The organism is Pseudomonas sp. TMW 2.1634 (assembly GCF_001703595.1).
Taxonomy (GTDB): domain Bacteria; phylum Pseudomonadota; class Gammaproteobacteria; order Pseudomonadales; family Pseudomonadaceae; genus Aquipseudomonas; species Aquipseudomonas fragi.
This window is the reverse complement of the sequence record NZ_CP016849.1, coordinates 4,416,315-4,440,000: the sequence shown is the minus strand read 5'-3', so window position 1 is coordinate 4,440,000 and position 23,686 is coordinate 4,416,315. Positions and strand designations below refer to the sequence as shown.

The 23,686-nt window shown below is 57.6% G+C and carries 24 protein-coding genes and 1 rRNA gene (1 of these 25 running past the window's edge); 11 read left to right on the top strand and 14 right to left on the bottom strand.

Annotated elements, in window-relative coordinates:
* Window positions 1-628: ribosomal RNA gene (locus BFC21_RS21020) — 16S ribosomal RNA — on the bottom strand; it reaches 909 nt to the left of the window's first position.
* Window positions 629-1,138: 510 nt separating this feature from the next.
* Window positions 1,139-2,338: a tyrosine--tRNA ligase gene (gene tyrS / locus BFC21_RS21010; protein WP_088378836.1), complete on the bottom strand. Its 1,200-nt coding sequence runs from the start codon at window positions 2,336-2,338 to the stop codon at window positions 1,139-1,141.
* Between the two features lie 213 nt (window positions 2,339-2,551).
* Here tyrS and BFC21_RS21005 point away from each other — a divergent pair, with 213 nt between their 5' ends.
* Both BFC21_RS21005 and BFC21_RS21000 read left to right on the top strand, forming a co-directional pair.
* Window positions 2,552-3,961: a peptidoglycan DD-metalloendopeptidase family protein gene (locus BFC21_RS21005; RefSeq protein WP_016782394.1), complete on the top strand. Its 1,410-nt coding sequence runs from the start codon at window positions 2,552-2,554 to the stop codon at window positions 3,959-3,961.
* A 3-nt stretch (window positions 3,962-3,964) separates the two neighbouring features.
* A complete protein-coding gene (locus BFC21_RS21000; protein ID WP_088378835.1) occupies window positions 3,965-5,056 on the top strand; it encodes an anhydro-N-acetylmuramic acid kinase in 1,092 nt (363 codons plus the stop codon).
* Window positions 5,057-5,131: 75 nt separating this feature from the next.
* Here BFC21_RS21000 and erpA read toward each other — a convergent pair whose 3' ends face one another.
* Both erpA and argC read right to left on the bottom strand, forming a co-directional pair.
* Window positions 5,132-5,482 (bottom strand): iron-sulfur cluster insertion protein ErpA, encoded by a 351-nt coding sequence (erpA, locus tag BFC21_RS20995; RefSeq protein WP_016782396.1) that lies wholly within the window; start codon window positions 5,480-5,482, stop codon window positions 5,132-5,134.
* 147 nt (window positions 5,483-5,629) lie between these two features.
* Window positions 5,630-6,664, bottom strand: a complete 1,035-nt coding sequence (gene argC / locus BFC21_RS20990) for an N-acetyl-gamma-glutamyl-phosphate reductase (protein ID WP_016782397.1) — start codon at window positions 6,662-6,664, stop codon at window positions 5,630-5,632.
* Between the two features lie 133 nt (window positions 6,665-6,797).
* Between argC and hemJ the strand changes: the two genes are divergently transcribed.
* From hemJ to coq7, 6 genes are all read left to right on the top strand, one after another.
* A complete protein-coding gene (gene hemJ, locus BFC21_RS20985) occupies window positions 6,798-7,223 on the top strand; it encodes a protoporphyrinogen oxidase HemJ (protein ID WP_088378834.1) in 426 nt (141 codons plus the stop codon).
* A gap of 30 nt (window positions 7,224-7,253) precedes the next feature.
* Window positions 7,254-8,213 (top strand): nitronate monooxygenase family protein, encoded by a 960-nt coding sequence (locus tag BFC21_RS20980; RefSeq protein ID WP_088378833.1) that lies wholly within the window; start codon window positions 7,254-7,256, stop codon window positions 8,211-8,213.
* A gap of 62 nt (window positions 8,214-8,275) precedes the next feature.
* Window positions 8,276-8,791, top strand: coding sequence for a DUF805 domain-containing protein (locus BFC21_RS20975; RefSeq protein WP_088378832.1), 516 nt, complete (start codon window positions 8,276-8,278; stop codon window positions 8,789-8,791).
* A gap of 76 nt (window positions 8,792-8,867) precedes the next feature.
* Window positions 8,868-9,656, top strand: a complete 789-nt coding sequence (locus BFC21_RS20970; protein WP_016782401.1) for an SDR family oxidoreductase — start codon at window positions 8,868-8,870, stop codon at window positions 9,654-9,656.
* Between the two features lie 66 nt (window positions 9,657-9,722).
* Window positions 9,723-10,061, top strand: coding sequence for a histidine triad nucleotide-binding protein (locus BFC21_RS20965; RefSeq protein ID WP_083369746.1), 339 nt, complete (start codon window positions 9,723-9,725; stop codon window positions 10,059-10,061).
* 118 nt (window positions 10,062-10,179) lie between these two features.
* Window positions 10,180-10,827: a 2-polyprenyl-3-methyl-6-methoxy-1,4-benzoquinone monooxygenase gene (gene coq7, locus BFC21_RS20960; RefSeq protein ID WP_016782403.1), complete on the top strand. Its 648-nt coding sequence runs from the start codon at window positions 10,180-10,182 to the stop codon at window positions 10,825-10,827.
* A gap of 85 nt (window positions 10,828-10,912) precedes the next feature.
* Here the strand turns inward: coq7 and speD are convergent, their stop codons facing one another.
* Window positions 10,913-11,704, bottom strand: coding sequence for an adenosylmethionine decarboxylase (speD, locus tag BFC21_RS20955; protein ID WP_016782404.1), 792 nt, complete (start codon window positions 11,702-11,704; stop codon window positions 10,913-10,915).
* Between the two features lie 240 nt (window positions 11,705-11,944).
* Complete coding sequence (locus BFC21_RS20950) at window positions 11,945-12,367, bottom strand: OsmC family protein (RefSeq protein WP_088378831.1); 423 nt, start codon at window positions 12,365-12,367, stop codon at window positions 11,945-11,947.
* A gap of 223 nt (window positions 12,368-12,590) precedes the next feature.
* Between BFC21_RS20950 and crp the strand changes: the two genes are divergently transcribed.
* Entirely contained in the window at window positions 12,591-13,235 is a 645-nt protein-coding gene (crp, locus tag BFC21_RS20945; protein ID WP_016782406.1) for a cAMP-activated global transcriptional regulator CRP, read from the top strand.
* Here the strand turns inward: crp and BFC21_RS20940 are convergent.
* The 4 genes from BFC21_RS20940 to BFC21_RS20925 form a co-directional block, all read right to left on the bottom strand.
* Window positions 13,232-13,933, bottom strand: coding sequence for a lipoate--protein ligase family protein (locus tag BFC21_RS20940; RefSeq protein ID WP_088378830.1), 702 nt, complete (start codon window positions 13,931-13,933; stop codon window positions 13,232-13,234). The two genes, crp and BFC21_RS20940, sit on opposite strands and share 4 nt — an antisense overlap.
* Before the next feature lie 127 nt (window positions 13,934-14,060).
* A complete protein-coding gene (gene trpC / locus BFC21_RS20935) occupies window positions 14,061-14,897 on the bottom strand; it encodes an indole-3-glycerol phosphate synthase TrpC (RefSeq protein WP_095003877.1) in 837 nt (278 codons plus the stop codon).
* Window positions 14,894-15,943: an anthranilate phosphoribosyltransferase gene (gene trpD / locus BFC21_RS20930; RefSeq protein ID WP_086795738.1), complete on the bottom strand. Its 1,050-nt coding sequence runs from the start codon at window positions 15,941-15,943 to the stop codon at window positions 14,894-14,896. The genes trpC and trpD overlap by 4 nt, the downstream gene beginning before the upstream one ends.
* Window positions 15,944-15,952: 9 nt before the next feature.
* Window positions 15,953-16,546, bottom strand: a complete 594-nt coding sequence (locus BFC21_RS20925) for an aminodeoxychorismate/anthranilate synthase component II (protein WP_088378829.1) — start codon at window positions 16,544-16,546, stop codon at window positions 15,953-15,955.
* A gap of 399 nt (window positions 16,547-16,945) precedes the next feature.
* Here BFC21_RS20925 and estP point away from each other — a divergent pair, with 399 nt between their 5' ends.
* On the top strand, window positions 16,946-18,877 hold the full coding sequence (estP, locus tag BFC21_RS20920) for an esterase EstP (protein WP_088378828.1): 1,932 nt from the start codon (window positions 16,946-16,948) through the stop codon (window positions 18,875-18,877).
* Between the two features lie 163 nt (window positions 18,878-19,040).
* Here the strand turns inward: estP and trpE are convergent, their stop codons facing one another.
* The 3 genes from trpE to rpe form a co-directional block, all read right to left on the bottom strand.
* The gene (gene trpE, locus BFC21_RS20915; RefSeq protein WP_086795736.1) at window positions 19,041-20,522 is read right to left on the bottom strand and encodes an anthranilate synthase component I; all 1,482 of its coding nucleotides are present in this window, start codon (window positions 20,520-20,522) and stop codon (window positions 19,041-19,043) included.
* 70 nt (window positions 20,523-20,592) lie between these two features.
* Window positions 20,593-21,411 carry a phosphoglycolate phosphatase gene (locus BFC21_RS20910; protein WP_088378827.1) on the bottom strand — a complete coding sequence of 273 codons (819 nt, stop codon included), beginning with the start codon at window positions 21,409-21,411 and terminating at the stop codon, window positions 20,593-20,595.
* Window positions 21,408-22,082 carry a ribulose-phosphate 3-epimerase gene (gene rpe / locus BFC21_RS20905; protein WP_016782414.1) on the bottom strand — a complete coding sequence of 225 codons (675 nt, stop codon included), beginning with the start codon at window positions 22,080-22,082 and terminating at the stop codon, window positions 21,408-21,410. The genes BFC21_RS20910 and rpe overlap by 4 nt, the downstream gene beginning before the upstream one ends.
* A gap of 269 nt (window positions 22,083-22,351) precedes the next feature.
* Between rpe and BFC21_RS20900 the strand changes: the two genes are divergently transcribed.
* Window positions 22,352-22,861 carry a transposase gene (locus BFC21_RS20900; RefSeq protein ID WP_232462683.1) on the top strand — a complete coding sequence of 170 codons (510 nt, stop codon included), beginning with the start codon at window positions 22,352-22,354 and terminating at the stop codon, window positions 22,859-22,861.
* On the opposite strand, the gene BFC21_RS20895 is transcribed toward BFC21_RS20900, so the two are convergent.
* The gene (locus BFC21_RS20895) at window positions 22,858-23,682 is read right to left on the bottom strand and encodes an ABC transporter permease (RefSeq protein WP_120266465.1); all 825 of its coding nucleotides are present in this window, start codon (window positions 23,680-23,682) and stop codon (window positions 22,858-22,860) included. The two genes, BFC21_RS20900 and BFC21_RS20895, sit on opposite strands and share 4 nt — an antisense overlap.
* Window positions 23,683-23,686: the final 4 nt, after the last annotated feature.

Sequence of the window (23,686 nt, the reverse complement as noted above, 5' to 3'; positions counted from 1 at the left end):
GCAGTTCCCAGGTTGAGCCCGGGGATTTCACATTCAACTTAACAAACCACCTACGCGCGCTTTACGCCCAGTAATTCCGATTAACGCTTGCACCCTCTGTATTACCGCGGCTGCTGGCACAGAGTTAGCCGGTGCTTATTCTGTCGGTAACGTCAAGACACTAACGTATTAGGTTAATGCCCTTCCTCCCAACTTAAAGTGCTTTACAATCCGAAGACCTTCTTCACACACGCGGCATGGCTGGATCAGGCTTTCGCCCATTGTCCAATATTCCCCACTGCTGCCTCCCGTAGGAGTCTGGACCGTGTCTCAGTTCCAGTGTGACTGATCATCCTCTCAGACCAGTTACGGATCGTAGCCTTGGTGAGCCATTACCTCACCAACTAGCTAATCCGACCTAGGCTCATCTGATAGCGCAAGGCCCGAAGGTCCCCTGCTTTCTCCCGTAGGACGTATGCGGTATTAGCGTCCGTTTCCGAACGTTATCCCCCACTATCAGGCAGATTCCTAGGTATTACTCACCCGTCCGCCGCTCTCAAGAGAAGCAAGCTTCTCTCTACCGCTCGACTTGCATGTGTTAGGCCTGCCGCCAGCGTTCAATCTGAGCCATGATCAAACTCTTCAGTTCAAACATCTTTGGGTTTTTAAGAAACCCTAAACTTGGCTCAGCAATCGTTGTTTACATCTTTGATTTCTCGCGGAGTAACTTGTGATGCTGATAATCTTGTTGACTATCAGTCTGACTCCACAAGCACCCACACGAATTGCTTGATTCAATTGTTAAAGAGCGGTTGGTTTAGCTTTCGCTGAACCGAGGCGCGCATTCTACAGCAGCCTCTGTTGCTGTCAAGCGGTTATTTTAAGATGTTTTCAAAGTTTCCTCTGTAACATCAACCACTTGCGCTTTCGATCTCTCGTTAGCGGGAGGCGAATTCTACAGCGTTACACGCTGCTGTCAACACCTCATTTCCTGCTTCGGTGACTTGAAGCTGGTACCGCCGAAAACTCATCCAACTCATTGAAACTCAAGGAGTTTTCCGTTTCGACTGCGCCGGAAGTGGGGCGAATTATAGACAGTTACAAATGCGAGTCAAGGGTTAATTGAGCAAGCCTATCAATTAACCCCCAAACCCCGACCTTACTCGGCTTTCAGCGTGATTCGTGCGAAAGCCTTCTTGCCGGCCTGACACACATGGGTCGAACCCAGTGCATATATATAGGTGCGATCAACCACTTCGCCATCGATACGCACACCACCCGAACCCAGCAGGTCGCGGGCCACTGCCGAGTTCTTCACCAGGCCTGCCTTATTAAGGACAGCTGCAATCGGCATATCTTCAGTAGCCGTCAGCTCGATCTCCGGCAGATCATCAGGCAGCTCGCCATCCTTCATGCGGTTACCGGCACCACGGTGGGCATTGGCAGCAGCCTCTTCACCGTGGAAACGGGCGACAATCTCTTCGGCCAGCTTGATCTTGATATCGCGAGGGTTGGCACCGGCCTCGACTTGCGCCTTGAATTCGTTGATCTCATCAATGGAACGGAAGCTCAACAATTCAAAGTAGCGCCACATCAAGGCATCAGGAATGGAAACCAGCTTGCTGTACATCACGCCTGGTGCTTCCTGGATCCCGACATAGTTGCCCAGGGACTTGGACATCTTCTTGACGCCATCCAGGCCTTCAAGCAAAGGCATGGTCACAATGCACTGCGCTTCCTGACCGTAACCGCGCTGCAACTCGCGCCCCATCAGCAAGTTGAACTTCTGGTCAGTACCGCCCAACTCGACGTCCGCCTTGAGCGCAACCGAGTCATAGCCCTGTACCAGCGGATATAGGAACTCGTGAATGGCGATAGGCTGATTGGTGGTATAGCGCTTGTCGAAGTCGTCGCGCTCAAGCATGCGGGCAACTGTGTATTGGGAAGTCAGGCGAATGAAGTCGGCAGGCCCCATCTGATCCATCCAGGTGGAGTTGAATGCCACCTCGGTTTTTGCCGGATCAAGAATCTTGAACACCTGTGTCTTGTAAGTCTCGGCATTCTCGAGCACCTGCTCACGCGTCAGCGGTGGACGCGTTGCACTTTTACCACTCGGATCACCGATCATTCCGGTGAAATCACCAATCAGGAAGATCACCTGATGGCCCAGTTCCTGAAACTGGCGCAGCTTGTTGATAAGTACGGTATGACCCAAGTGCAGATCGGGCGCCGTAGGGTCGAATCCGGCCTTGATACGCAACGGCTGGCCGCGCTTGAGTTTCTCGACCAATTCAGACTCGACCAGTACCTCTTCGGCACCCCGCTTTATTAGCGCTAGCTGCTCTTCAACCGACTTCATATCAGACCCGTAAGGCTCAAATTCAAAGGGAACCAACGATACAAGATCAGGGACTAATTACAAGTTCCGGCGGGCATACGGCTGACTATCCGCGCGCGAATAGCTCGCAGACTTGCTTCAAGGGCGATTTGGTTATATTTTATACAGTTATTTCATATTCAATGTGTCAGTCATCTTTTCCAATTCATCCTTATCTCAAAGTCAAAATCATCTATGACCAGTCAACCGCCTAAAGCGCCACCGCTTTATCCGAAGACCCACCTGCTTGCCGCAAGTGGTATCGCCGCCCTCTTAAGCCTGGCCTTGCTGGTATTTCCCTCCAGCGAAGTAGAAGCCAAAAGAACGACCCTGAATCTGGAGCTGGAAACCCCAGCAGAACAACTGACACAAGAACAAGACGCTTCCGAACTCGTTCAAGCCACAAATGAAGCGAATCCATCGCCATTTGCCCAGATCGAACAGCAGGACAGCGCACCGGTAGCGACCGCCACGGTCGAGCCTGAAGCGGCGCCCGCCCCCAGCCACCGTGAAGTGATTGTCAGCAAGGGTGATACGCTCTCAACCCTGTTCCAGAAGGTCGGCCTGCCCGCGACCTCCGTCCACGAAGTACTGGCAAGCGACAAACAAGCCAAGCAGTTCAGCCAGCTCAAGCACGGCCAGAAACTCGAATTTGAAATGAGCCCCGACGGCCAGCAGTTGAACAAGCTGCACAGCCAGGTCAGCGACCTTGAGACCATCACCCTCAACAAAACCGCCAAAGGCTATACCTTTCGCCGCGTAACGGCCCAGCCAACCATGCGCTCGGCATATGCGCACGGCGTGATCAGCAGCTCCCTGTCTGTTTCGGGCCAGCGCGCGGGCTTGCCGCACAGCACCACGATGGATATGGCCAAGGTGTTCGGCTACGACATCGACTTTGCTCAGGACATTCGCCCAGGCGACCAGTTTGAAGTGATCTATGAGCAGAAAGTGATCAACGGCAAAACCGTTGGCACCGGCAATATCCTCTCTGCACGCTTCACCAACCGCGGCAAAACCTTCACTGCCGTGCGTTACACCAACAAGCAGGGAATCAGCAATTACTACACCGCTGATGGCAACAGCATGCGCAAGGCATTTATCCGCACCCCCGTAGACTTTGCCCGCATCAGCTCGCGCTTCTCCTCGGGCCGCAAGCACCCGATCCTGAACAAGATCCGCGCCCACAAAGGTGTGGATTACGCAGCACCGCGCGGTACCCCGATCAAGGCGACCGGAGATGGCAAAGTGCTTTTGGCCGGCCGTCGCGGCGGTTACGGCAACACCATCATCATTCAGCACGGCAACACTTACCGTACGCTTTACGGGCACATGCAAGGCTTTGCCAAGGGCGTGAAAACCGGCGGTTCGGTCAAGCAGGGCCAGGTAATCGGCTATATCGGTACCACCGGCCTTTCGACTGGCCCGCACTTGCACTACGAGTTCCAGGTTAACGGCGTACACGTTGACCCGCTGGGCCAGAAGCTGCCGATGGCCGACCCTATCGCCAAAGCAGAGCGCACCCGCTTCCTGCAGCAGAGCCAGCCATTGATGGCGCGCATGAACCAGGAAAAGGCCACCCTTCTGGCCTCGAGCAAGCGCTAAGCCATGGCCCTCTATATAGGTGTGATGTCCGGAACCAGCCTGGACGGTATGGACATCGCCCTTATCGAACTGGGCCATAGCATCGAACTACGCGCTACCCATTACATCCCCATGCCGCAAGCTCTGCGTAGCGAGCTGCTTGGCTTGTGCGCCAGCGGCCAGGATGAAGTGGCTCGCTGTGCAATCGCGGAAAACCACTGGGTCGAACTGGCCGCGCAGGGCGTCAACACGCTCCTGGCACAACAGCATCTGTCCCCGGCAGATATACGCGCAATAGGCAGCCATGGCCAAACCATTCGCCATGAGCCCGCCCGGGGCTTTACCGTGCAGATCGGTAATCCGGCGCTGCTGGCCGAATTGACCAACATCTGCGTCGTCGGTGACTTTCGACGTCGCGATGTGGCTGCCGGCGGCCAGGGCGCGCCTCTGGTTCCAGCCTTCCATGAAGCCTTGTTTACCGATGAGAGTGGCAACAGAGCAGTACTCAACGTAGGCGGCTTCAGCAACTTAAGCCTGATAACAGCTACTGCTCCCGTTGCCGGCTTCGACTGCGGCCCGGGCAATGTCCTGCTGGATGCCTGGATACAGGAAAAACGCGGCGAGCTTTATGACCGCAATGGTGACTGGGCTGCCAGCGGCAAGGTTGAGCCACTGTTGCTCAACGCCCTGCTCAGCGACCCGTTCTTCCAGACCAAGGGCCCCAAAAGCACGGGTCGTGAGGTGTTCAACCTCGCATGGTTGAAACAGCATTTGTTCAACCTGCCCACCTTCCCTGCCGAAGACGTTCAGGCAACCCTGCTGGAACTTACCGCACAGACCATCGTGCAATCGCTGCGCACTGCCCAGGCCCACACGGACGAACTGCTGGTATGCGGTGGCGGCGCCCATAATGCGGCCTTGATGGCCCGCCTTGGCGAATTATTGGCACCCGCTCGAGTAAGCAGCACCCAGGCCAAAGGCGTGGACCCTGACTGGGTTGAAGCAATGGCCTTTGCCTGGCTTGCTCACTGTTGCCTGCAAGGCATCCCTACCAACCGCCCCAGCGTTACCGGCGCACGCGGCCTTCGCGTGCTGGGCGCCATCTATCCCGCCTGACGCTCCCCACCAAACCCCAGACAGCAAAACGCCGCGTAGTTACGCGGCGTTTTGCTTGAAGCCTGTTCGATGGGATCAGATCGAGAACGACGAGCCGCAACCACAGGTGGTGGTGGCATTCGGGTTCTTGATCACGAAGCGCGAGCCTTCCAGACCTTCCTGGTAATCCACCTCGGCACCCGCCAGGTACTGGAAGCTCATTGGATCGACCACCAGGCTTACGCCTTCGCGCTCAACCAGGGTGTCGTCATCGGCCACTTCTTCATCGAAGGTGAAGCCATATTGAAAACCGGAACAACCGCCGCCCGTAACGAATACGCGCAACTTCAAACGATCATTACCCTCTTCATCGACCAGGCTCTTCACCTTGTGCGCAGCACCTTCGGTGAATTGCAAAGCCATGGGGGTGAAGGATTCGACGCTCATGCTGACTATCTCCCGGCGTTATGCCGCCATAATGCGTGATGACCCGCATTATCCGCTTCTCCTAGAAAAGCGGTCAACTATTCATAAGTAGCAACGGCAAGTGAGCCTCTGCCCACTTGCCGCTTGAAGGGTGAAACCCCGGCGCCGTTAAGGCAGCATCCCGGCATGGGACAAGCCCAGACGCTCATCCAGACCGAACATGATGTTCATGTTCTGCACGGCCTGGCCAGACGCGCCCTTGACCAGGTTGTCGATGACCGACAACACCACGACCAGATCGCCGTCCTGTGGACGATGCACCGCAATCCGGCACACGTTGGCGCCGCGTACGCTACGGGTTTCCGGGTGGCTGCCGGCCGGCATCACATCGACGAAAGGCTCGTTGGCGTAGCGCTTCTCGTACAAGGCCTGCAGATCAACCGAGCGATCGGTCACGGTGGCATACAGCGTGGAGTGGATACCACGGATCATCGGGGTCAAATGCGGAACAAAGGTCAGCCCCACATCCTTGCCCGCTGCACGACGCAGACCCTGACGAATTTCCGGGAGATGACGATGACCTTTAACAGCGTACGCCTTCATGCTTTCTGACGTTTCAGCATACAAGGCACCGACACTGGCACCCCGGCCAGCACCGCTCACACCCGACTTGCAGTCAGCGATCAACTGCGAAGTCTCGGCCAGACCGGCTTCCAGCAAAGGCAAGAAGCCCAGCTGGGCTGAAGTGGGGTAGCAGCCTGGTACGGCGATCAAACGGGCCTTTTTGATTTGCTCGCGGTTCACTTCCGGCAGTCCGTAGACAGCCTCATCCAGCAGTTCTGGTGCGCCGTGCGGCTGGCCGTACCACTTGGCCCACTCCTCGGCGTCCTGCAGACGGAAGTCGGCCGAGAGGTCGATGACCTTGGTGCCTGCAGCCAGCAGTTCGCCAGCCAGGGCATGGGCTACGCCGTGGGGAGTGGCAAAGAACACCACATCGCACGCACCCAGGGTTTGCGTGTCCGGCACGCTGAAGGCGAGGCCGTCGTAGTGGCCGCGCAGGTTGGGATACATGTCGGCAACTGGCAGGCCAGCCTCGGATCGAGAAGTGATGACAACCACTTCAGCCTGCGGATGCTGTGCCAGCAAACGCAGCAATTCGACCCCGGTGTAACCCGTGCCGCCGACAATACCGACCTTGACCATAACCTGCCCTCAACGAAACCACTGGAAAGCCTTCGATAATAGGGTCAGCGCGCCCCTGCGACAACCGCCAAGGTGACTCACAGGCGCTCTACTACTACTATTTGATCTACCGTGAACCTGGGAATAACTAAAAATGCTTTATCTATGGCTCAAAGCCTTCCACATCATCAGCATCGTCTGTTGGTTTGCTGGCTTGTTTTACCTACCACGCCTGTTTGTTTACCACGCACAAAGCGAAGATTCTGTCAGCAAAGAGCGATTCAGCATCATGGAACGCAAGCTGTATCGCGGCATCATGGGCCCGGCAATGATTGCGACCCTGATTTTCGGCGGCTGGCTGTTATGGCTCAGCCCCGGCTTTCTCAGCCAGGGCTGGATGCACGCCAAGCTGACACTGGTGTTTCTGCTGATCGGCTATCACCATATGTGCGGCGCGCAGGTCAAGCGCTTTGCCCGCGGCGAAAACAAGCGCACTCATGTGTTCTATCGCTGGTTCAACGAAGTGCCGGTGGTGTTCTTGCTCGCTATCGTAATTCTGGTGGTGGTCAAACCGTTTTAAACTCACGTCCTGACGATCCGAGGTTATCCAATGTCGCTGCCCGCCCTGCTTGAACAACGCTTGCGCCTGCCGGTAGTTGCCGCACCCATGTTCCTGATTTCCAACCCGCAACTGGTGCTGGCCTGCTGTCGCAACGGCGTGGTGGGCAGTTTTCCGGCACTCAACCAGCGCGAGAGCAGCGGGTTCAAGGCCTGGCTGGAAGAAATCGAAGCGGGCCTCGCCACATTGGATAACCCTGCGCCCTACGCCGTGAACCTGATTGTGCACAACAGCAACCCTCGGCTGCAGGCGGACCTGGCGATCTGCATCGAGCACAAGGTGCCCATCGTCATCACCAGCCTGGGCGCCGTCAAAGAGGTGGTGGATGCCGTCCACAGTTACGGCGGCCTGGTGTTCCACGATGTCACCACCCGCCGGCATGCCGAAAAAGCTGCAGAAGCCGGGGTCGACGGGCTGATTGCCGTTGCCGCCGGTGCGGGTGGTCATGCCGGCACCTGGAGCCCGTTTGCACTGGTGGCCGAAATCCGCCAGTTCTTCGACAAAACCGTACTGCTCTCCGGTTGCCTGAACCACGGCCACGAAATCCTGGCCGCACAGGTGATCGGCGCCGACCTTGCCTACCTCGGCACGCGCTTTATTGCGACCCAAGAGAGCCATGCGCCTGACGCCTACAAAGAGATGCTGCTGGCTTCACGCGCGGCGGATATTATCCACACCCCCGCCGTGTCAGGGGTGCCCGCCAGCTTTATGCGCCAAAGCCTGGAAAACGCAGGTTTCGACCTCGCGGCGCTGCAGGGCAAAAGCGAGACCAAGCTCAAACCGCTGACCGACGAAGCCAAAGCATGGAAAACCGTCTGGTCTGCGGGGCAAGGCGTAGGAGAAATTCACGACCTGCCAACCACCGATCAATTGATCGCACGCCTTGATGAGGAATACCGCAAAGCGCTCAACCTCACGTCGAGGCTGGGCCAACAGTGGCCCCATCACTGACAGTAACCAGCCCGCCAATCCCGGCGGGCTTTTGTTGAACACATCCGGACAAGGAAGCCACCATGCCCGAGCTGAGCCTGGACAAGACACCTCAAGAGCAGTACGCACCACTGGACCCTGTGGGCTTCAGTGGCCGGATCGGGCGTTTGCGGCTGCTGGCCTGGAGCATGGTCATCAGTATCATCGCCGCGGTGACATCACTTCTGGTGCTGCTCGCGATCAAGGTCTCCCCCACGCTTGGCATGACCTGCGGTGCAACCCTCACACTGGCCTACTTCATTATCAGCCTGAGAATCGGCGCCCAGCGCTTGCATGACCTCAACTGGTCCGCCTGGATGCTGTTGTTGCATCTGGTACCGGTGGCCAACCTGGTGCTGACCCTCTTGATGCTGTTGATGCCCGGCACGCCCGGCCCCAACAAGTACGGCCCGCCGCCACCGCCCAACAGCCGGGCGGTCAACGTACTGGCCGCGATCACCATCTTCTTGATTGGATTGGGCATTTGCGCAATGGCCGCGCTCCTTGCTTTGGGCCTGATGACTGCAGTGATCAACGCAGTCAACGGCAACAGCCTGTAGACTGCCAGCCTTAATGAACGAGTTAACGCCAGGGACATCATTGTCACCGGACTGTACCGTTGCAATGGAGAACAGCATGACCCGTTACGCTTTAATCACTGGCGCCACCAGCGGCATTGGCCTGGCCTTGGCCGAGGCCCTGGCCCGGCGTGGGCGCAGCCTGATTTTGGTGGCCCGCCAACGGGATGCGCTGGAAACCATTGCCCTTGAGCTGACCCAGCGTTTCGGTGTCGAAGTGTTGTTCCGTGCCTGTGACCTTGGCGAGCCCCTGCGCCTGTCCGGCTTTTTACTGGAACTCGAAGAAGGCGACCGCCAAATCGACCTGCTGGTCAATTGTGCCGGCATCGGCACTTGCGGCCCGTTCCTGGCCCATGACTGGAGCGCGGAGCAGGACCTGATCGAACTCAACGTACTGGCACTCACCCGCTTGTGCCACGCCATCGGCAACATGATGGCCGTTCAGGGCGGCGGGCAGATTCTCAATGTGTCCTCGATCGCCGCCTTCCAGCCCGGGCCTTGGCTGAGCACCTACTTTGCCAGCAAGGCCTATGTGCTGCACTTTTCCGAAGGCTTGCGCGAAGAAGTGAAAAAAACCGGCATCAAGGTGTCAGTACTTTGCCCCGGCATCACCCGCACGCGTTTTTTTGATGCGGCCAAAATGAATACCGATGCCATCAAGCAAAGCACCAGCGCCATGACCCCTGAAGAAGTGGCGCTCTACACGGTGCGAGCACTCGACAAGAACAAGGCGATCATTATTCCCGGGCGGCGCAACCGCTGGATTACGCGCTTGCCGCGCTTGCTCTCACGCTGGATGACGCGAAAAATAGCCGCCTCCGTTAACAAATCCTACTGCCCTCGTTAACGAGGCTGGGCGTAACTGGCTGCCCTGAGTACACTCAGACCGGACTTCACTCACGGAGACACAGCTTTGGATACTCTGTTCACCAAGATCATCAACCGTGAAATACCCGCCAAGATCATCTATGAAGACGATCAAGTGCTGGCTTTTCACGACATTGCCCCGCAAGCACCGATCCACTTTCTGGTTATCCCGAAAAAGCCGATCCGCACGCTTAACGACCTGACCGAAGAAGACAAGCCGCTGGCAGGCCATATTTTGTTCACGGCACAGCGCCTGGCCAAGGAGCTGGGCTGCGAAGACGGTTTCCGCGTGGTAATGAACTGCAATGAAAAGGGCGGCCAAACCGTCTACCACATTCATATGCATGTGCTGGGTCAACGCCAGATGAACTGGCCGCCGGGCTGATTGACCGCGGATCCCGACGCGCGAGCCCCGCGGCTCTCGCGTTACCCCCTGATCCAACGCAAACCCCGGTCGCCCGATTGGGGTAAACTGACCGCCGTGATTTTTTCCGGAGGTAAGCATGACTACCCAACGTCACTACTCGCCGATTGACCGTCTTCTGTTACAAGCCGATACCGCCTTGCGCACGTTGCTGCCCTTCAGCGGCCAGCCGCATCGGCCGTCACCGGCCATCGTCAAGCCTGAAAACCCGCTGGCCCCACAGGCCAAGCGTCATGTTGCCGGCCTGATGCGCATCAACCATACCGGCGAAGTGTGTGCCCAGGCCTTGTACCAAGGCCAGGCGCTGACAGCCAAGCTGCCCCATGTGCGTGAAGCAATGGAGCATGCGGCTGAAGAAGAAATCGACCACCTGGCCTGGTGCGAACAGCGCATCCGCCAGCTGGGCAGCCATCCCAGCGTGCTGAACCCGCTGTTTTACGGCATGTCTTTCGGGATCGGTGCCGCCGCCGGGCTGATTAGTGACAAGGTGAGCCTGGGCTTCGTTGCTGCGACTGAAGACCAGGTGTGCAAGCATCTGAACGAGCATCTTGAGCAACTGCCGCCGGAGGACGAAAAGTCCCGGGCGATCCTTGAGCAAATGCGCATCGATGAAGAACAGCACGCCGAGTCTGCGCTCAATGCCGGGGGCTTTCGCTTCCCTGCCCCGGTGAAGTTCGGCATGAGCCTGATGGCCAAGGTCATGACCAAAAGCACCTACCGGATCTGACAGCACAGCCCGCTCCCACAGGGGGGCTGCGAAGCAAAAAAAAGGCGGCTACCACACGGTAGCCGCCTTTTTTTGTGCCGAGAATTTACGCCATGTTACGCGCGTAGAAAATCTCGAGCATTTCGTGCTTCACCCGCTCAGTCACCTGGGCGCGCTGTTCAACCGACAGATTGCTGGTGGCATCGCCGAACAGGTAGTTATCCAGTTCGAACTCCTTGAGCAGCATCTTGGTGTGGAACAGGTTTTCCTGATACACATTCACGTCGGTCATCTGGTAACCGTCGCGGGTGTCTTCGGAGAGGTAGTTCTGGATCGAGTTGATCTCGTGATCGATAAAGTGCTTTTTGCCTTCCACGTCACGGGTAAAACCACGCACGCGGTAATCGACAGTCACGATATCCGAATCAAACTGATGGATCAGATAGTTGAGAGCTTTAAGCGGTGAAATAACGCCGCACGTCGACACGTCAATATCCACACGGAAGGTTGCAATACCGTCTACCGGGTGAATCTCCGGGTAGGTATGTACCGTGATATGACTTTTGTCGAGATGAGCCAGGATGGTCTCGGGCAGCGGGCCTGGGGACTCTTCGATCTGGCTTTCGGTAGGAATTACCGGCTGCTCGGAGATCAGAATCGTCACGCTGGCGCCTTGTGGGTCGTAATCCTGACGGGCAATGTTCAGGATGTTGGCACCAATGATATCAACCACATCTGTAAGGATCTGCGTCAGGCGCTCTGCGTCGTACTCTTGATTGATGTACTCAACATATGCCTGCTGGTCTTGCGGGGTTTCCGCATAACAGATGTCATAGATGTTGAAGCTCAAGGTCTTTGTCAGGTTATTGAACCCGTGGAGCTTGAGTTTGCTTTTCACCGTTATAAAACTCTCTATGTCGATGCGGCTCGGCCGCGTGATCCAGCATGCCCGTCAAGTGCGTGGGACGCACCTGCGTAGGACGGTTAACACCTCTTCGCGATGGCGATTTTGGTTATCTGTTCGGACATGTGGCCGGGATTATTCCCCGCCACTACCCTGAAAAAAGTGGCGCATTATGCAGACGTCAGCGACTGATCGCCAGAGTCTGCAGCGCATTTATGAAAATTGAATGTCCGTTCAGGCCAGTTCAATAATTTCATAATCATGGGTGATGGCAACCCCCGCCGCGCCGAGCATGATCGATGCCGAGCAATACTTTTCGGCCGACAGCTCGATGGCACGCTTGACCTGGGCTTCTTTCAAGCCACGGCCCTTGACCACAAAATGCAGGTGGATTTTGGTGAACACCTTGGGATCTTCAGTGGCGCGCTCGGCCTCCAGAAACGCTTCACAGCTCTCCACCGCCTGACGCGACTTCTTGAGAATGCTCACCACGTCAAAGTTGCTGCAGCCGCCAAGGCCCAACAGCAGCATTTCCATCGGGCGTACACCCAGGTTGCGACCGCCGCTCTCAGGCGGGCCATCCATGACAACAACGTGGCCACTGCCGGATTCGCCCAGAAACATGGCTTCACCCGCCCATTGAATGCGTGCCTTCATCGCCCAGACTCCACTGTTTTAAAAGGGGCGCCAGCTTAGCACAGGGCCGGAAACGGATAAGTCGCTACACTGAAGCGTTTCTCTGACAAGCCATACCGAAAATTCTGCAAACCCCACAGAACCTGTCTGGTAAGCTGGCGCCAAATCGCTGGCGCCAGCCAGCGAGCGCTCTATATAAAAAATAGATCTAACCCTTACTGTGCCAGCTTTCCGGGAAACAACCATGGTTGCTCTTACTCCCATACCCAAGATCAAAAACCTCGACAAGTTTTTGACTTTTTGCCAGCGCAAACGCTACCCAGCCAAGAGCAATATCATCTGCGCTGGCGAGTCTTCGCACACCCTGTTTTTCATTATCAAAGGCTCGGTAACGGTCTTGATTGAAGACGAGGAAGGCCGTGAAATGATCATTGCCTACCTCAATAGCGGCGATTTTATCGGCGAACTGGGCTTGTTCGAACAGGCAGGGCAAGAGCAAACGCGCAGCGCATGGGTTCGAGCCAAGACTGAATGCGAAGTTGCTGAAATCAGCTACCCGAAATTCAGAGAATACACACAGCAAGAACCGGAAATTCTTTACGCTTTAAGCGGCCAAATCGCACAACGCTTGCGCAACACCACGCGCAAGGTCGGGGATCTGGCATTCTTTGATGTCACTGGAAGAGTGGCCCGCTGCTTACTGGAACTGTGCAAGCAACCTGATGCCATGACCCACCCGGATGGCATGCAAATCAAGATCACCCGTCAGGAAATTGGCAGGATTGTTGGCTGTTCGCGCGAGATGGTCGGCCGTGTACTCAAGAGCCTGGAAGAACAGAACCTGGTGAACGTCAAAGGCAAGACGATGGTGGTGTTCGGCACACGTTAACCCTTGAGCAAGGGCGCCAGGATCTGTTGATAACGGGCGCTCAGGCGCTCAAAGAAGTCCGGGGCTGCAAAGGCCTCGTGCAGCGCGATATGGCTGTCGGCAAGGCAGCGTTGCTCCAGATCGCACAGCACATTGAAGCGATTGACCGCAGCCACCATCGACTCACGCTCGTTATCCACCAGCAATGCACCGTGTACCAGGCAGACAGGTCGTTGCCCGCCTTTGCTCTGGCGCCAGCGCTGGGCGGTGCCGACCAGTTTTCGGGCATTGAGATTGACGTTGAAGCGGCCATCGCAGAAAGCGCCCTCAACTTCCCCCAAAGAGGCCGTACCACCCAGTTCGGTCAACAGATCGCAAATTGGCTCGCACAGTCGACGATAGGCCATTTCGATGCGACCGTGATCGCCTTCACTGGGCAAGGGCGCATACACCAATGCGATATTGACGGTCGATGCCGATTGCGGGACGGGTTCGCCGCCGGTTTCACGCAGCAGGATCGGCCAGCCACTGGCAGCCAATTCGGCACTGGCCTGCGCAAAGCCCGGCAGGCGGCTCAGGCGCCGCGGCATGACCAACGCCCGGTCAGTGGGCTGCCAGAACACTACTGCGGCCTGCAACTCCCCGGCACAGACCGAGGCCAGTAGATCCTGCTCGGCCTTGAGGCCGGCTTCGACGGTGAGTTGCTGAATGGGTGTCATGGGATTCCTTATCAGACACTGAGCCCTTGTGGGAGCGGGCTTGCCCGCGATTCAGGCGCCGTGCCCTGACAGGCAAATCGCGCTGATGCTATCGCGAGCAAGCCCGCTCCCACAGGGGGGGATTGAGTCAATCCAGGGTCGAGCCCGTCACTGCAGCAGCACGCTCAGGGAAGAACAAGCGCTGCAGTTCATTACCCGGGTTCTCGGCGCGCATAAAGGCTTCGCCCACCAGGAACGAATACACTTCGCTGATTTCCATCAACTCGACATCTGCACGGTTGAGAATCCCGCTTTCGGTAATCACCAGGCGATCACGGGGCACACGCGGCAACAGGTCGAGGGTGGTTTCCAGGCTGACTTCAAACGTATGCAGGTTGCGGTTGTTGATACCCACCAACGGTGTGTCGAGGGTTTTCAGCGCGCGCTCAAGCTCATCGCCATCATGCACTTCAACCAGCACATCCAACCCGACACTTTTGGCTACAGCCGCCAGTTCGGCCATTTTCACGTCGTCCAGCGCGGAGACGATCAGCAGCACACAGTCGGCGCCCAATGCCCGGGCTTCGACGATCTGGTACGGGTCGATCATGAAGTCCTTGCGAATCACCGGCAAGGAGCAAGCCGCACGCGCCTGCTGCAGGTACGCATCGGCGCCCTGGAAGTAGTCGATATCGGTCAGCACGGACAGGCAAGTTGCACCGCCCGCCTGGTAGCTCTTGGCAATCTCGGCAGGCACGAAGTGCTCGCGAATCACGCCTTTGCTCGGTGAAGCCTTTTTGATTTCGGCAATCACTGCGGGCTGTTTTGTCTTGGCCTGCGCCAGCAAGGCACTGGCAAAACCACGAACAGGATCAGCCTGAGCCGCCAATCGCTCAAGTTCAGCCAGGCTTACCCGCGCACTGCGCTCGGCAACTTCCTGAACTTTACGCGCCAGAATATTTTCCAGAACGGTTGGCACACTCATGCTTCATTCTCCTGCTTGAAAATAGCGGTAAATGCGCCCAGCTCTTCGAGCTTTTCCCGGGCCAGGCCGGTGTGGAGCGCGTCGTGAGCCAATTCCACACCTTCTTTGAGTGTGTAGGCAAGGTCCGCCGCGTACAGAGCAGCACCGGCATTGAGTACAATCATTTCAGCCGCTTTCTGGCCGGCTTCGGTTTTGCGTCGCCCCAAGGCATCACGGATCAATTCCAGCGATTGCTCCGGGCTGTCGACCACCAGGCCAAACAGGCTTTGGCTCTTGATGCCAAGGTCTTCAGGCTGGACCCAATATTCCTTGATTTCACCTTTATGCAATTCCGCCACAAAGGTCGGGGCTGCCAGGCTGAACTCATCCAGGCCGTCCTGCGAATGCACCACCAGCACATGCTTGCTGCCCAGACGCTGCAACACTTCAGCCAGAGGCCGGCACAGCGCCTGGTTGAACACGCCGACCACCTGATGCAATACACCAGCCGGATTCGTAAGCGGGCCAAGCATATTGAACAGGGTACGCAGGCCAAGATCGCGACGGGGGATGGCCGCATGCTTCATGGCGCCATGATGGCATTGCGCAAACATAAAACCGATGCCCACACTGTCAATGCAGCGGGCGACTTGAACCGGGGTCAGGTTCAGGTACACACCGGCCGCTTCCAGCAGGTCGGCACTGCCGCTTTTACCAGATACAGCGCGGTTGCCATGTTTGGCCACCGTGCAACCGGCCGCCGAAATCACCAACGCCGAGGCGGTGGACACGTTGAAAATATTCGCGCCGTCGCCGCCGGTGCCGACGATATCGACCACACCATCCAGGGTATTGAGTTCAACCTTGTCTGCCAGCTCGCGCATCACGGTGACGGCACCGACGATTTCGTCGATGCTTTCGCTCTTCATGCGCATGCCCATCATGAACGCGCCAATCTGCGCCTCGGTGCATTGACCGGTCATGATGTCGCGCATCACATCGCGCATTTCATCGGTGGTCAGGTCGAGGTGCCCGACGATACGGTTCAGGGCTGTCTTGATATCCATGTGAAGTCCTTAGCGCGTGCCGCCGGTTTGTTTAAGAAAGTTGGCAAACAGTTCATGACCCTGTTCGGTCAGGATCGACTCGGGGTGAAACTGCACCCCTTCGATGTTCAGCGTCTTGTGGCGCAGGCCCATGATCTCGTCGACCGAGCCATCTTCAAGCTGCGTCCAGGCGGTCAGCTCCAGGCAGTCCGGCAGGGTTTCGCGCTTGACCACCAGCGAGTGGTAGCGGGTGACGGTCAACGGATTGTTCAAGCCCTGAAACACCCCGGTATCGAGGTGATAGACCGGGCTGGTCTTGCCGTGCATCACTTGCCGGGCGCGAACCACATCACCGCCAAAGGCCTGGCCGATGGACTGATGGCCCAGGCACACGCCCAGGATCGGCAACTTGCCAGCAAAGTACTGGATGGCTTCGAGGGAGATGCCCGCCTCGTTCGGCGTGCAAGGGCCGGGCGAGACCACAATGCGCTCGGGCTTGAGCGCTTCGATCTGGGCCACGGTCAGTTCATCATTGCGCACTACTTTGACCTCGGCACCCAACTCGCCGAGGTACTGCACAACGTTGTAAGTAAAAGAGTCGTAATTGTCGATCATCAGCAACATGCTGCTAAACCTCTGAATTCACTGACATTCAAAACTGTTTTCAGAATGCATGACCCGCAGTTTCGATTGCTGGATTGAACACACCAACCGGGGGGGCAGCCATTCAGGAAAACGCAGGGGGCAGGTCCGGCGGGGCCGGCAGAGAAATATTAGGCGCGCCAACGCCAACGGCCGTGGGCCTTGAGAACTCGCATAAAGAGTTTGCTGATGATCAACACAGGAAGGGTCTCATTTCTACGTCATGGCACAGTAACGTAGCCGTGCGACAGGTGCAACACGGGGCAGCAAATACGGGGAAAAACACCCTTTAAGTACTTTGTGACATTGTTTTACATGAAACATTTAATACGAATTGTTTTGCTAATGTCTGCGCCCCAAACAATAAAAACAGGTCATCACATGCGCAGGCTCTCCCTACTCATCCCCTTGGCGGGATGCATCCTGTCCATCGTCAGTGAACGTGCCATAGCAGCACCCTCGCCGTATTCCACCATGATCGTGTTCGGCGACAGCCTGAGCGACTCGGGGCATTATCCGGGGGTCGGCACAGGCATGCGCTTCACCAACCGCACCGGGCCGACGTACAAGGATTACCGGGGGGAGGAATATGCTGCAGTAACGCCCACGCGGCTGGGCATAAAACTGGGTATAGCACCCGCAGACCTGCGCCCGTCCACTTCGCCGGGCAACTCTCTTACAGGGGAGCCCGACGGCAACAACTGGGCGGTCGGCGGCTACCGCACCGACCAGATCCTCAATTCCATCAAGACCGAGTCAAAGGTCGCCATCCCGGATGACTGGTCCTTCATCGGCGGCTACGTCCTGCGCAGCAAGCCTGGTTACCTTGTGCAGAACAGCTTCACCGCTGACCCCAAGGCGTTGTATTTCATTTCAGGTGGCGGCAATGACTTTCTCCAAGGCAAGGTCACCAGCCCCGCCGAAGCAGGCCAAGCCGCACAAAGGCTGGCGGCAAGCGCCCACACCCTGCAACAGGCCGGGGCACGCTACATCATGGTCTGGCTGCTGCCCGACCTGGGCCTTACGCCGGCTGTTTACGGTACACCCACCCAGGCTGGCACCAGCTACCTGAGCGCCCTGTTCAATCATGAGCTGGCCCAGCAACTGGCGCAGATTGACGCCGAGGTGATCCCCCTGAATATCCCGCTGCTGCTGCGTGAAGCCATCGCAGACCCCGCCCGCTATGGCCTGGCACTGGGGCAAGACCTTGTCGCGACCTGCTTCAGCGGCGAAGAATGCACGGAAAACCCGCAGTACGGCCTCAACAGCGCAACCCCCAACCCGACCAAACTGCTGTTCAACGACTCGGTACACCCCACCGAGACAGGGCAACAGCTGATTGCCGACTATGCCTACTCATTGCTGGCCGTGCCGTGGGAGCTGACCTTGTTACCCGTTATGGCCCAAGGCTCGCTCAACGCCCATCAAGACCAGTTGCGCAACCAATGGGCTGGCGACGACGGTCAATGGCAAGCCATAGGCCAGTGGCGAACCCTGCTCGCCGGTGGCGGGCAACGCCTGGAAATCGACAAGCAGACCACGGCCGTGAAGGCAGATGGCAAAGGCTATAACCTCAATATCGGCACCAGCTACAGGCTGGATGACAACTGGCGGTTTGGCATTGCCGGCGGGTTTTACCGGCAACGCCTGGAAACCGGGCCCAATAAATCGGACTACAAGCTCAACAGCTATCTGGGTAGCGTGTTTGCCCAATACCAGCACAATCACTGGTGGGGGGATGCGGCACTGACGTTGGGCAGGCTGGATTACGACAGCCTGAAGCGAAAATTCGCGCTTGGGGTGGGTAGTGAGATGGAGCAAGGCCAGGCTGACGGTCATTTGCGAGCATTGAGTACACGCCTGGGTTATGAAATCGCACAGGCTTCTGACCTGTGGCAGCTCTCCCCCTTTATCAGCGCCGATTACTCGCGGGTGGAAGTTAACCGCTATGAAGAAAAGGGCCGGCGTTCCACTGCATTGAACTACGAAGAGCAGACACTTGTTTCAAATCGCCTGGGCGCGGGTTTACTCGCCAGTTACCAGGCCACCCCACAAACGCTGTTATTTGGCGAGGCTGCCCATGAGCATGAATTCCAAAACGATACCCAGCGCCTGAACATCGCACTCAACAGCCTGCCCAACAATCGCTTCAAGCTCGAGGGCTATACACCGCCCAGCAACCTTGCCCGTGTAAGCCTGGGGATCAGCCACAGATTGACTGCCGACCTTGTGCTGCGGGCGGCTTATAACGCGAGAAAGAGTGATGGGGTGACGCAACAGGGCGCCACTATCGGGGTGAGCCTGAACTTCTGATAAACAGAAGCTCTTCGTAGCAGCTGCCGCAGGCTGCGTCCGGCGGCGAAGCCGTCGTAAAGTCTGCCAACCCGGTATTTCAGATGAACCGGGCTGTCAGAATTTACGAACGCTTCGCAATCGCACGCACCCTTCGCCAGCGGCTACGGCACAGGGCGCGCAATCAATCCCGCGGGGTTTGCTCGGCCAGGGCCACGGCGCGGAACATCGCACGGCGCTTGTTCAGTGTCTCTTCCCATTCCAGGGCCGGGACCGAGTCCGCAACAATGCCGCCACCGGCCTGCACATGCAGCTCACCGTTCTTGATCACCGCAGTGCGAATGGCAATCGCCGTGTCCATATTGCCGTTCCAGGCGAAGTAACCCACAGCCCCGCCATACACACCGCGCTTGACCGGCTCCAGCTCGTCGATGATTTCCATCGCACGGATTTTTGGCGCACCGGACAACGTGCCCGCCGGCAAAATCGCCCGCAGGGCGTCCATCGCCGTCAGCCCGCTTTTCAGTTGGCCAGTGACGTTGGACACAATGTGCATCACGTTGGAATAACGCTCGATCACCATCTTCTCGGTGAGCTTGACCGAACCGATTTCTGAAACGCGGCCCGTATCGTTACGGCCCAGGTCGATCAGCATCAAGTGCTCGGCGATTTCCTTGTCATCACTGAGCAGGTCCTCTTCGAGCGCCAGATCAGCCTCTTCGGTCGCGCCCCGTGGGCGTGTGCCGGCAATCGGGCGTACGGTGATCAGGTTGTCTTCAACCCGCACCAGCACTTCCGGCGAGCTGCCCACGACGTGGAAGTCACCGAAATTGAAGAAGTACATGTACGGCGTCGGGTTGAAGCAGCGCAGCGCACGGTACAGGTCGATCGGTGCGGCCTTGAAATCGATGGACATGCGCTGCGACGGCACCACCTGCATGCAGTCGCCGGCCAGGATGTAGTCCTTGATGGTATCGACCGCTTTTTCGTAGTCATCCTGGGTGAAGCTGGAACGGAACACCGGGTCCGCTGCCTGCTGCGCAGTGAAGTCCAGGCCACGGCGCGGCGCAATGGGCTGGCGCAGTTGTTCAAGCAGCGCTTCAAGGCGGGCCTGGCCTTCTTCATAAGCGTCAGGCTGGGCCGGGTCGACCAGCACAATGGCGTGCATCTTGCCGGCCAGGTTATCGAACACCACCACGGCGTCCGACACCATCAGCAGAATATCCGGCACGCCCAGTGGATCAGGGTTCGGGCACTTGCCCAGACGCTTCTCCACATAACGCACGCAGTCATAACCAAAATAGCCCACCAGGCCACCGTTGAAACGCGGCAAACCGGCGATGGTCGGCACGTTGTAGCGGGCCTTGAATTCTTCAACGAAGGTCAGCGGGTCTTCCACCTCGCAGGCTTCGATCTCGACACCGTCATGGGTCACGCTGACCTGGTGATCATGCACACGCAGCACGGTGCGGCATGGCAGGCCAATGATCGAATAACGCCCCCACTTCTCACCGCCCTGCACCGACTCCAGCAAATAGGAGTTGGGCTGATCGGCCAGTTTCAGATAGATCGACAGCGGCGTGTCGAAGTCCGCCAGGGTTTCGCGGGCAAGGGGGATACGGTTATAGCCGGCAGCGGCCAAACGCAGGAATTCTTCGCGGATCATGAGGTGCCTCGTGGTCTGAGGGTAAAACGGTCAGGTGTGCAAACGTGCCGACTCAGCGGCCAGATTCAAGTCAGGCGCGCCAACGCCAGCGGGCCAGGGCCTTGATGACTTTCATCCAGAGTTTGCGAGTGACCACCACGATGGAATCTCTTCGAGAGGAGGGAACAGAATGGCCCAACGTTATCTCAGGCGCAGATTCTAAGCAACCGGCTATCAGCTCTTGCAGATTGTCGATCACCATATCCGGTGACTCTTCTTCAATCGGGCGACCGTGGTTGTAGCCGTAGCTCAGCGCGACGCAACGCACACCGGCCGCCTTGGCCGCCAGTACGTCATTGCGTGAATCGCCGATAAACATCGACTGGGCCGGGGTGGCGCCCGCCATTTTCATCACGAAAAGCAGCGCAGCCGGGTCGGGTTTTTTCTGTGGCAAGGTGTCGCCACCGATGATCCAGCGAAAAAACCGCCCCAGCTTCAATTCATCGAGCAGGGGGGCGACAAAGCGCTCAGGCTTGTTGGTGATCAGGGCCATTTCAACGCCCTGCTTTTGCAGCCACTTGAGGCTTTCACGCACGCCGGGGTAAACCGTAGTGTGTGCATGGCCGCCGTCATAGGCCTCCATGAAAATCTCCAGTGCATGCTCGGCCTCGACGTCATCGACGCCGCTGCTGTCCATGTTGCCGGCCAGGGCACGGCGCACCAGCATGGGTGCGCCGTTGCCGATCCACAACCGCACGTTTTCGATCCCGGCGGGTGGGCGGCCCAGCTTGAGCAGCATGGTCTCCACGGCATCCGCCAGATCCGGCACTGAATCAATCAGGGTGCCATCCAGATCGAACATCACCAGTTTTGGCAACTGCCCCTGGAGTAGCTGCTCAAAGCGGCTCATGGGCGGGCCAACGCAAGCTCGGCGCGCATTTTTTGAATGACTTCTTCGTAGTTCGGCGTGTTGAAAATCGCGGAGCCGGCGACAAAGGTGTCAGCCCCGGCTTCAGCGATTTCACGGATATTGCCCACGTTTACGCCGCCGTCGATTTCCAGGCGAATCTCGCGACCGCTGGCATCGATCAGCGCACGGGCTTCGCGCAGTTTGTTGAGCGTGCCGGGAATGAATTTTTGCCCGCCAAAGCCCGGGTTGACGCTCATTAACAAGATCATGTCGACCTTGTCCATCACATACTTGAGCACATCCAGCGGGGTTGCCGGGTTGAACACCAGACCTGCCTTGCAGCCGCCTTCGCGGATCAGTTGCAGTGAGCGGTCGATGTGCTGGGTGGCTTCGGGGTGGAACGTGATGTAAGTGGCGCCGGCTTCGATAAAGTCGCCGATGATGCGATCGACCGGGCTGACCATCAGATGCGCATCGATGGGTGCGGTGACGCCGTACTTGCGCAGGGCGGCGCAGACCATCGGGCCGATGGTCAGGTTGGGTACGTAATGGTTGTCCATGACATCGAAGTGAACGATATCAGCACCCGCGGCGAGTACGTTGTCCACTTCTTCGCCGAGACGGGCGAAATCGGCAGAAAGAATCGATGGGGCAATAGCGAAGGGCTGCATGACGCACCTTTTAGTGAGCTAAACACGGTGGCGCGCATTGTATACCGCTGGCTATGTGCCGCACACCGTAGCAGCGATGATTGGCCCGCCGATACCACCCGACCTCCCGTAGCAGTTGCCGAAGGCGACGTCCGGCCGAAGGCCGTAAACCGTCCCCCCCTATCTTCCAGAAACATGCGTTATCGGTTTACGAGCGCTTCGCACTCGGACGCAGCCTTCGGCAGCTGCTACGAAAGACGTAATATCTGGTTAATAGTTACTTCAATGGCATGTTCGGAAGTGATCTAGGTTTAGAAAACACAGTAACGGAGGGCAATGGATTGCCAATCTCAAAGAACGCTTACCGCCTGCGTATCGGCCGTCACTCCGAATGCGGTCGTCTTTATCTGCTAACGACTATCACCCAGCAACGTCAGCCAATTTTCAAAGACTTCCATTTGGGTCGCCTTGTGGTGGAACAGTTCAGGCAGGCGCATGACGACGGAGTCGTAATATCGAAGGCATGGGTCGTGATGCCGGACCACTTCCATTGGCTGGTTGAATTAAAAGATAAAACACTGGGGGAGTTGATGTGCCGGGTGAAATCACGCAGCAGCGTGAGCGTCAACAAACGGGCCAACACCCGTGAGCGAATTTGGCAAAAGGGCTACCACGACCGTGCCTTGCGCAAGGAAGAAGACATAAAAGACATTGCCCGCTACATCATCAAAAACCCGATCCGCGCCCAACTGACTACGCGGATCGGTGATTACCCCCTGTGGGATGCCTGCTGGTTCTAGGCCTGCGCCGTGCGCAGTTTCTCGCTACGCCCGCGCAGCCACTCCAGCGTCAGCAACAACACCACCGAAAACGCGATCAGCAAGGTCGCCGCCGCGGCGATGGTCGGGCTGAGGTTTTCGCGAATACCACTGAACATCTGCCGTGGCAGGGTCGCTTGCTCCGGACCCGCCAAAAACAGGGTGACCACCACTTCATCGAACGAGGTGGCGAACGCAAACAACGCACCCGAAATCACCCCCGGCGCAATCAACGGCAAGGTCACCCGGCGAAACGCCGTCAACGGCGATGCCCCCAGGCTGGCCGCCGCCCTTACCAGATTGTGGTTGAAGCCCTGCAAGGTGGCCGACACGGTGATGATCACAAAGGGCACACCCAACACCGCATGCACCACGATCAGCGAGAAGTAGCTGTTGCCCAGGCCCAGTGGCGCAAAGAACAGATAACTGGCCACGCCAATGATCACCACCGGCACCACCATCGGTGAAATCACCAGCGCCATCACCAGAGCCTTGCCCGGAAAATCCCCCCGGGTCAGGCCGATTGCCGCCAGCGTGCCAAAGACCATCGCCAGTACGGTCGCAGCCGGGGCCACGATCACGCTGTTTTTCAAGGCGCGCATCCATTCGGCCGAGGCAAAGAAGTCCTGGTACCAATGCAGCGAAAAGCCCTGCAACGGATACACCAGAAAACTCCCCGAGTTGAACGACAGCGGAATGATCACCAGCACCGGCAAAATCAGGAACAACAGGATCAGCCCGCATAGGATGCGCAAGCTGTAGAACCAGACCCGTTCAACGGGGGACATGTAGGGGCTCAGCATGGCG

Coding starts and splice junctions, on each gene's coding strand:
- hemJ (WP_088378834.1), top strand. CDS start 6,798: ATGCTTTATCTATGGCTCAAAGCCTTCCACATCATCAGCATCGTCTGT.
- tyrS (WP_088378836.1), bottom strand. CDS start 2,338: ATGAAGTCGGTTGAAGAGCAGCTAGCGCTAATAAAGCGGGGTGCCGAA.
- BFC21_RS21005 (WP_016782394.1), top strand. CDS start 2,552: ATGACCAGTCAACCGCCTAAAGCGCCACCGCTTTATCCGAAGACCCAC.
- BFC21_RS20950 (WP_088378831.1), bottom strand. CDS start 12,367: ATGAAGGCACGCATTCAATGGGCGGGTGAAGCCATGTTTCTGGGCGAA.
- argC (WP_016782397.1), bottom strand. CDS start 6,664: ATGGTCAAGGTCGGTATTGTCGGCGGCACGGGTTACACCGGGGTCGAA.
- trpE (WP_086795736.1), bottom strand. CDS start 20,522: ATGATCCGCGAAGAATTCCTGCGTTTGGCCGCTGCCGGCTATAACCGT.
- erpA (WP_016782396.1), bottom strand. CDS start 5,482: ATGAGCGTCGAATCCTTCACCCCCATGGCTTTGCAATTCACCGAAGGT.
- coq7 (WP_016782403.1), top strand. CDS start 10,180: ATGACTACCCAACGTCACTACTCGCCGATTGACCGTCTTCTGTTACAA.
- BFC21_RS20910 (WP_088378827.1), bottom strand. CDS start 21,411: ATGAGCCGCTTTGAGCAGCTACTCCAGGGGCAGTTGCCAAAACTGGTG.
- trpC (WP_095003877.1), bottom strand. CDS start 14,897: ATGAGTGTGCCAACCGTTCTGGAAAATATTCTGGCGCGTAAAGTTCAG.
- crp (WP_016782406.1), top strand. CDS start 12,591: ATGGTTGCTCTTACTCCCATACCCAAGATCAAAAACCTCGACAAGTTT.
- rpe (WP_016782414.1), bottom strand. CDS start 22,082: ATGCAGCCCTTCGCTATTGCCCCATCGATTCTTTCTGCCGATTTCGCC.
- BFC21_RS20975 (WP_088378832.1), top strand. CDS start 8,276: ATGCCCGAGCTGAGCCTGGACAAGACACCTCAAGAGCAGTACGCACCA.
- estP (WP_088378828.1), top strand. CDS start 16,946: ATGCGCAGGCTCTCCCTACTCATCCCCTTGGCGGGATGCATCCTGTCC.
- BFC21_RS21000 (WP_088378835.1), top strand. CDS start 3,965: ATGGCCCTCTATATAGGTGTGATGTCCGGAACCAGCCTGGACGGTATG.
- BFC21_RS20900 (WP_232462683.1), top strand. CDS start 22,352: ATGTTCGGAAGTGATCTAGGTTTAGAAAACACAGTAACGGAGGGCAAT.
- BFC21_RS20940 (WP_088378830.1), bottom strand. CDS start 13,933: ATGACACCCATTCAGCAACTCACCGTCGAAGCCGGCCTCAAGGCCGAG.
- BFC21_RS20925 (WP_088378829.1), bottom strand. CDS start 16,546: ATGTTGCTGATGATCGACAATTACGACTCTTTTACTTACAACGTTGTG.
- trpD (WP_086795738.1), bottom strand. CDS start 15,943: ATGGATATCAAGACAGCCCTGAACCGTATCGTCGGGCACCTCGACCTG.
- BFC21_RS20895 (WP_120266465.1), bottom strand. CDS start 23,682: ATGCTGAGCCCCTACATGTCCCCCGTTGAACGGGTCTGGTTCTACAGC.
- BFC21_RS20980 (WP_088378833.1), top strand. CDS start 7,254: ATGTCGCTGCCCGCCCTGCTTGAACAACGCTTGCGCCTGCCGGTAGTT.
- BFC21_RS20970 (WP_016782401.1), top strand. CDS start 8,868: ATGACCCGTTACGCTTTAATCACTGGCGCCACCAGCGGCATTGGCCTG.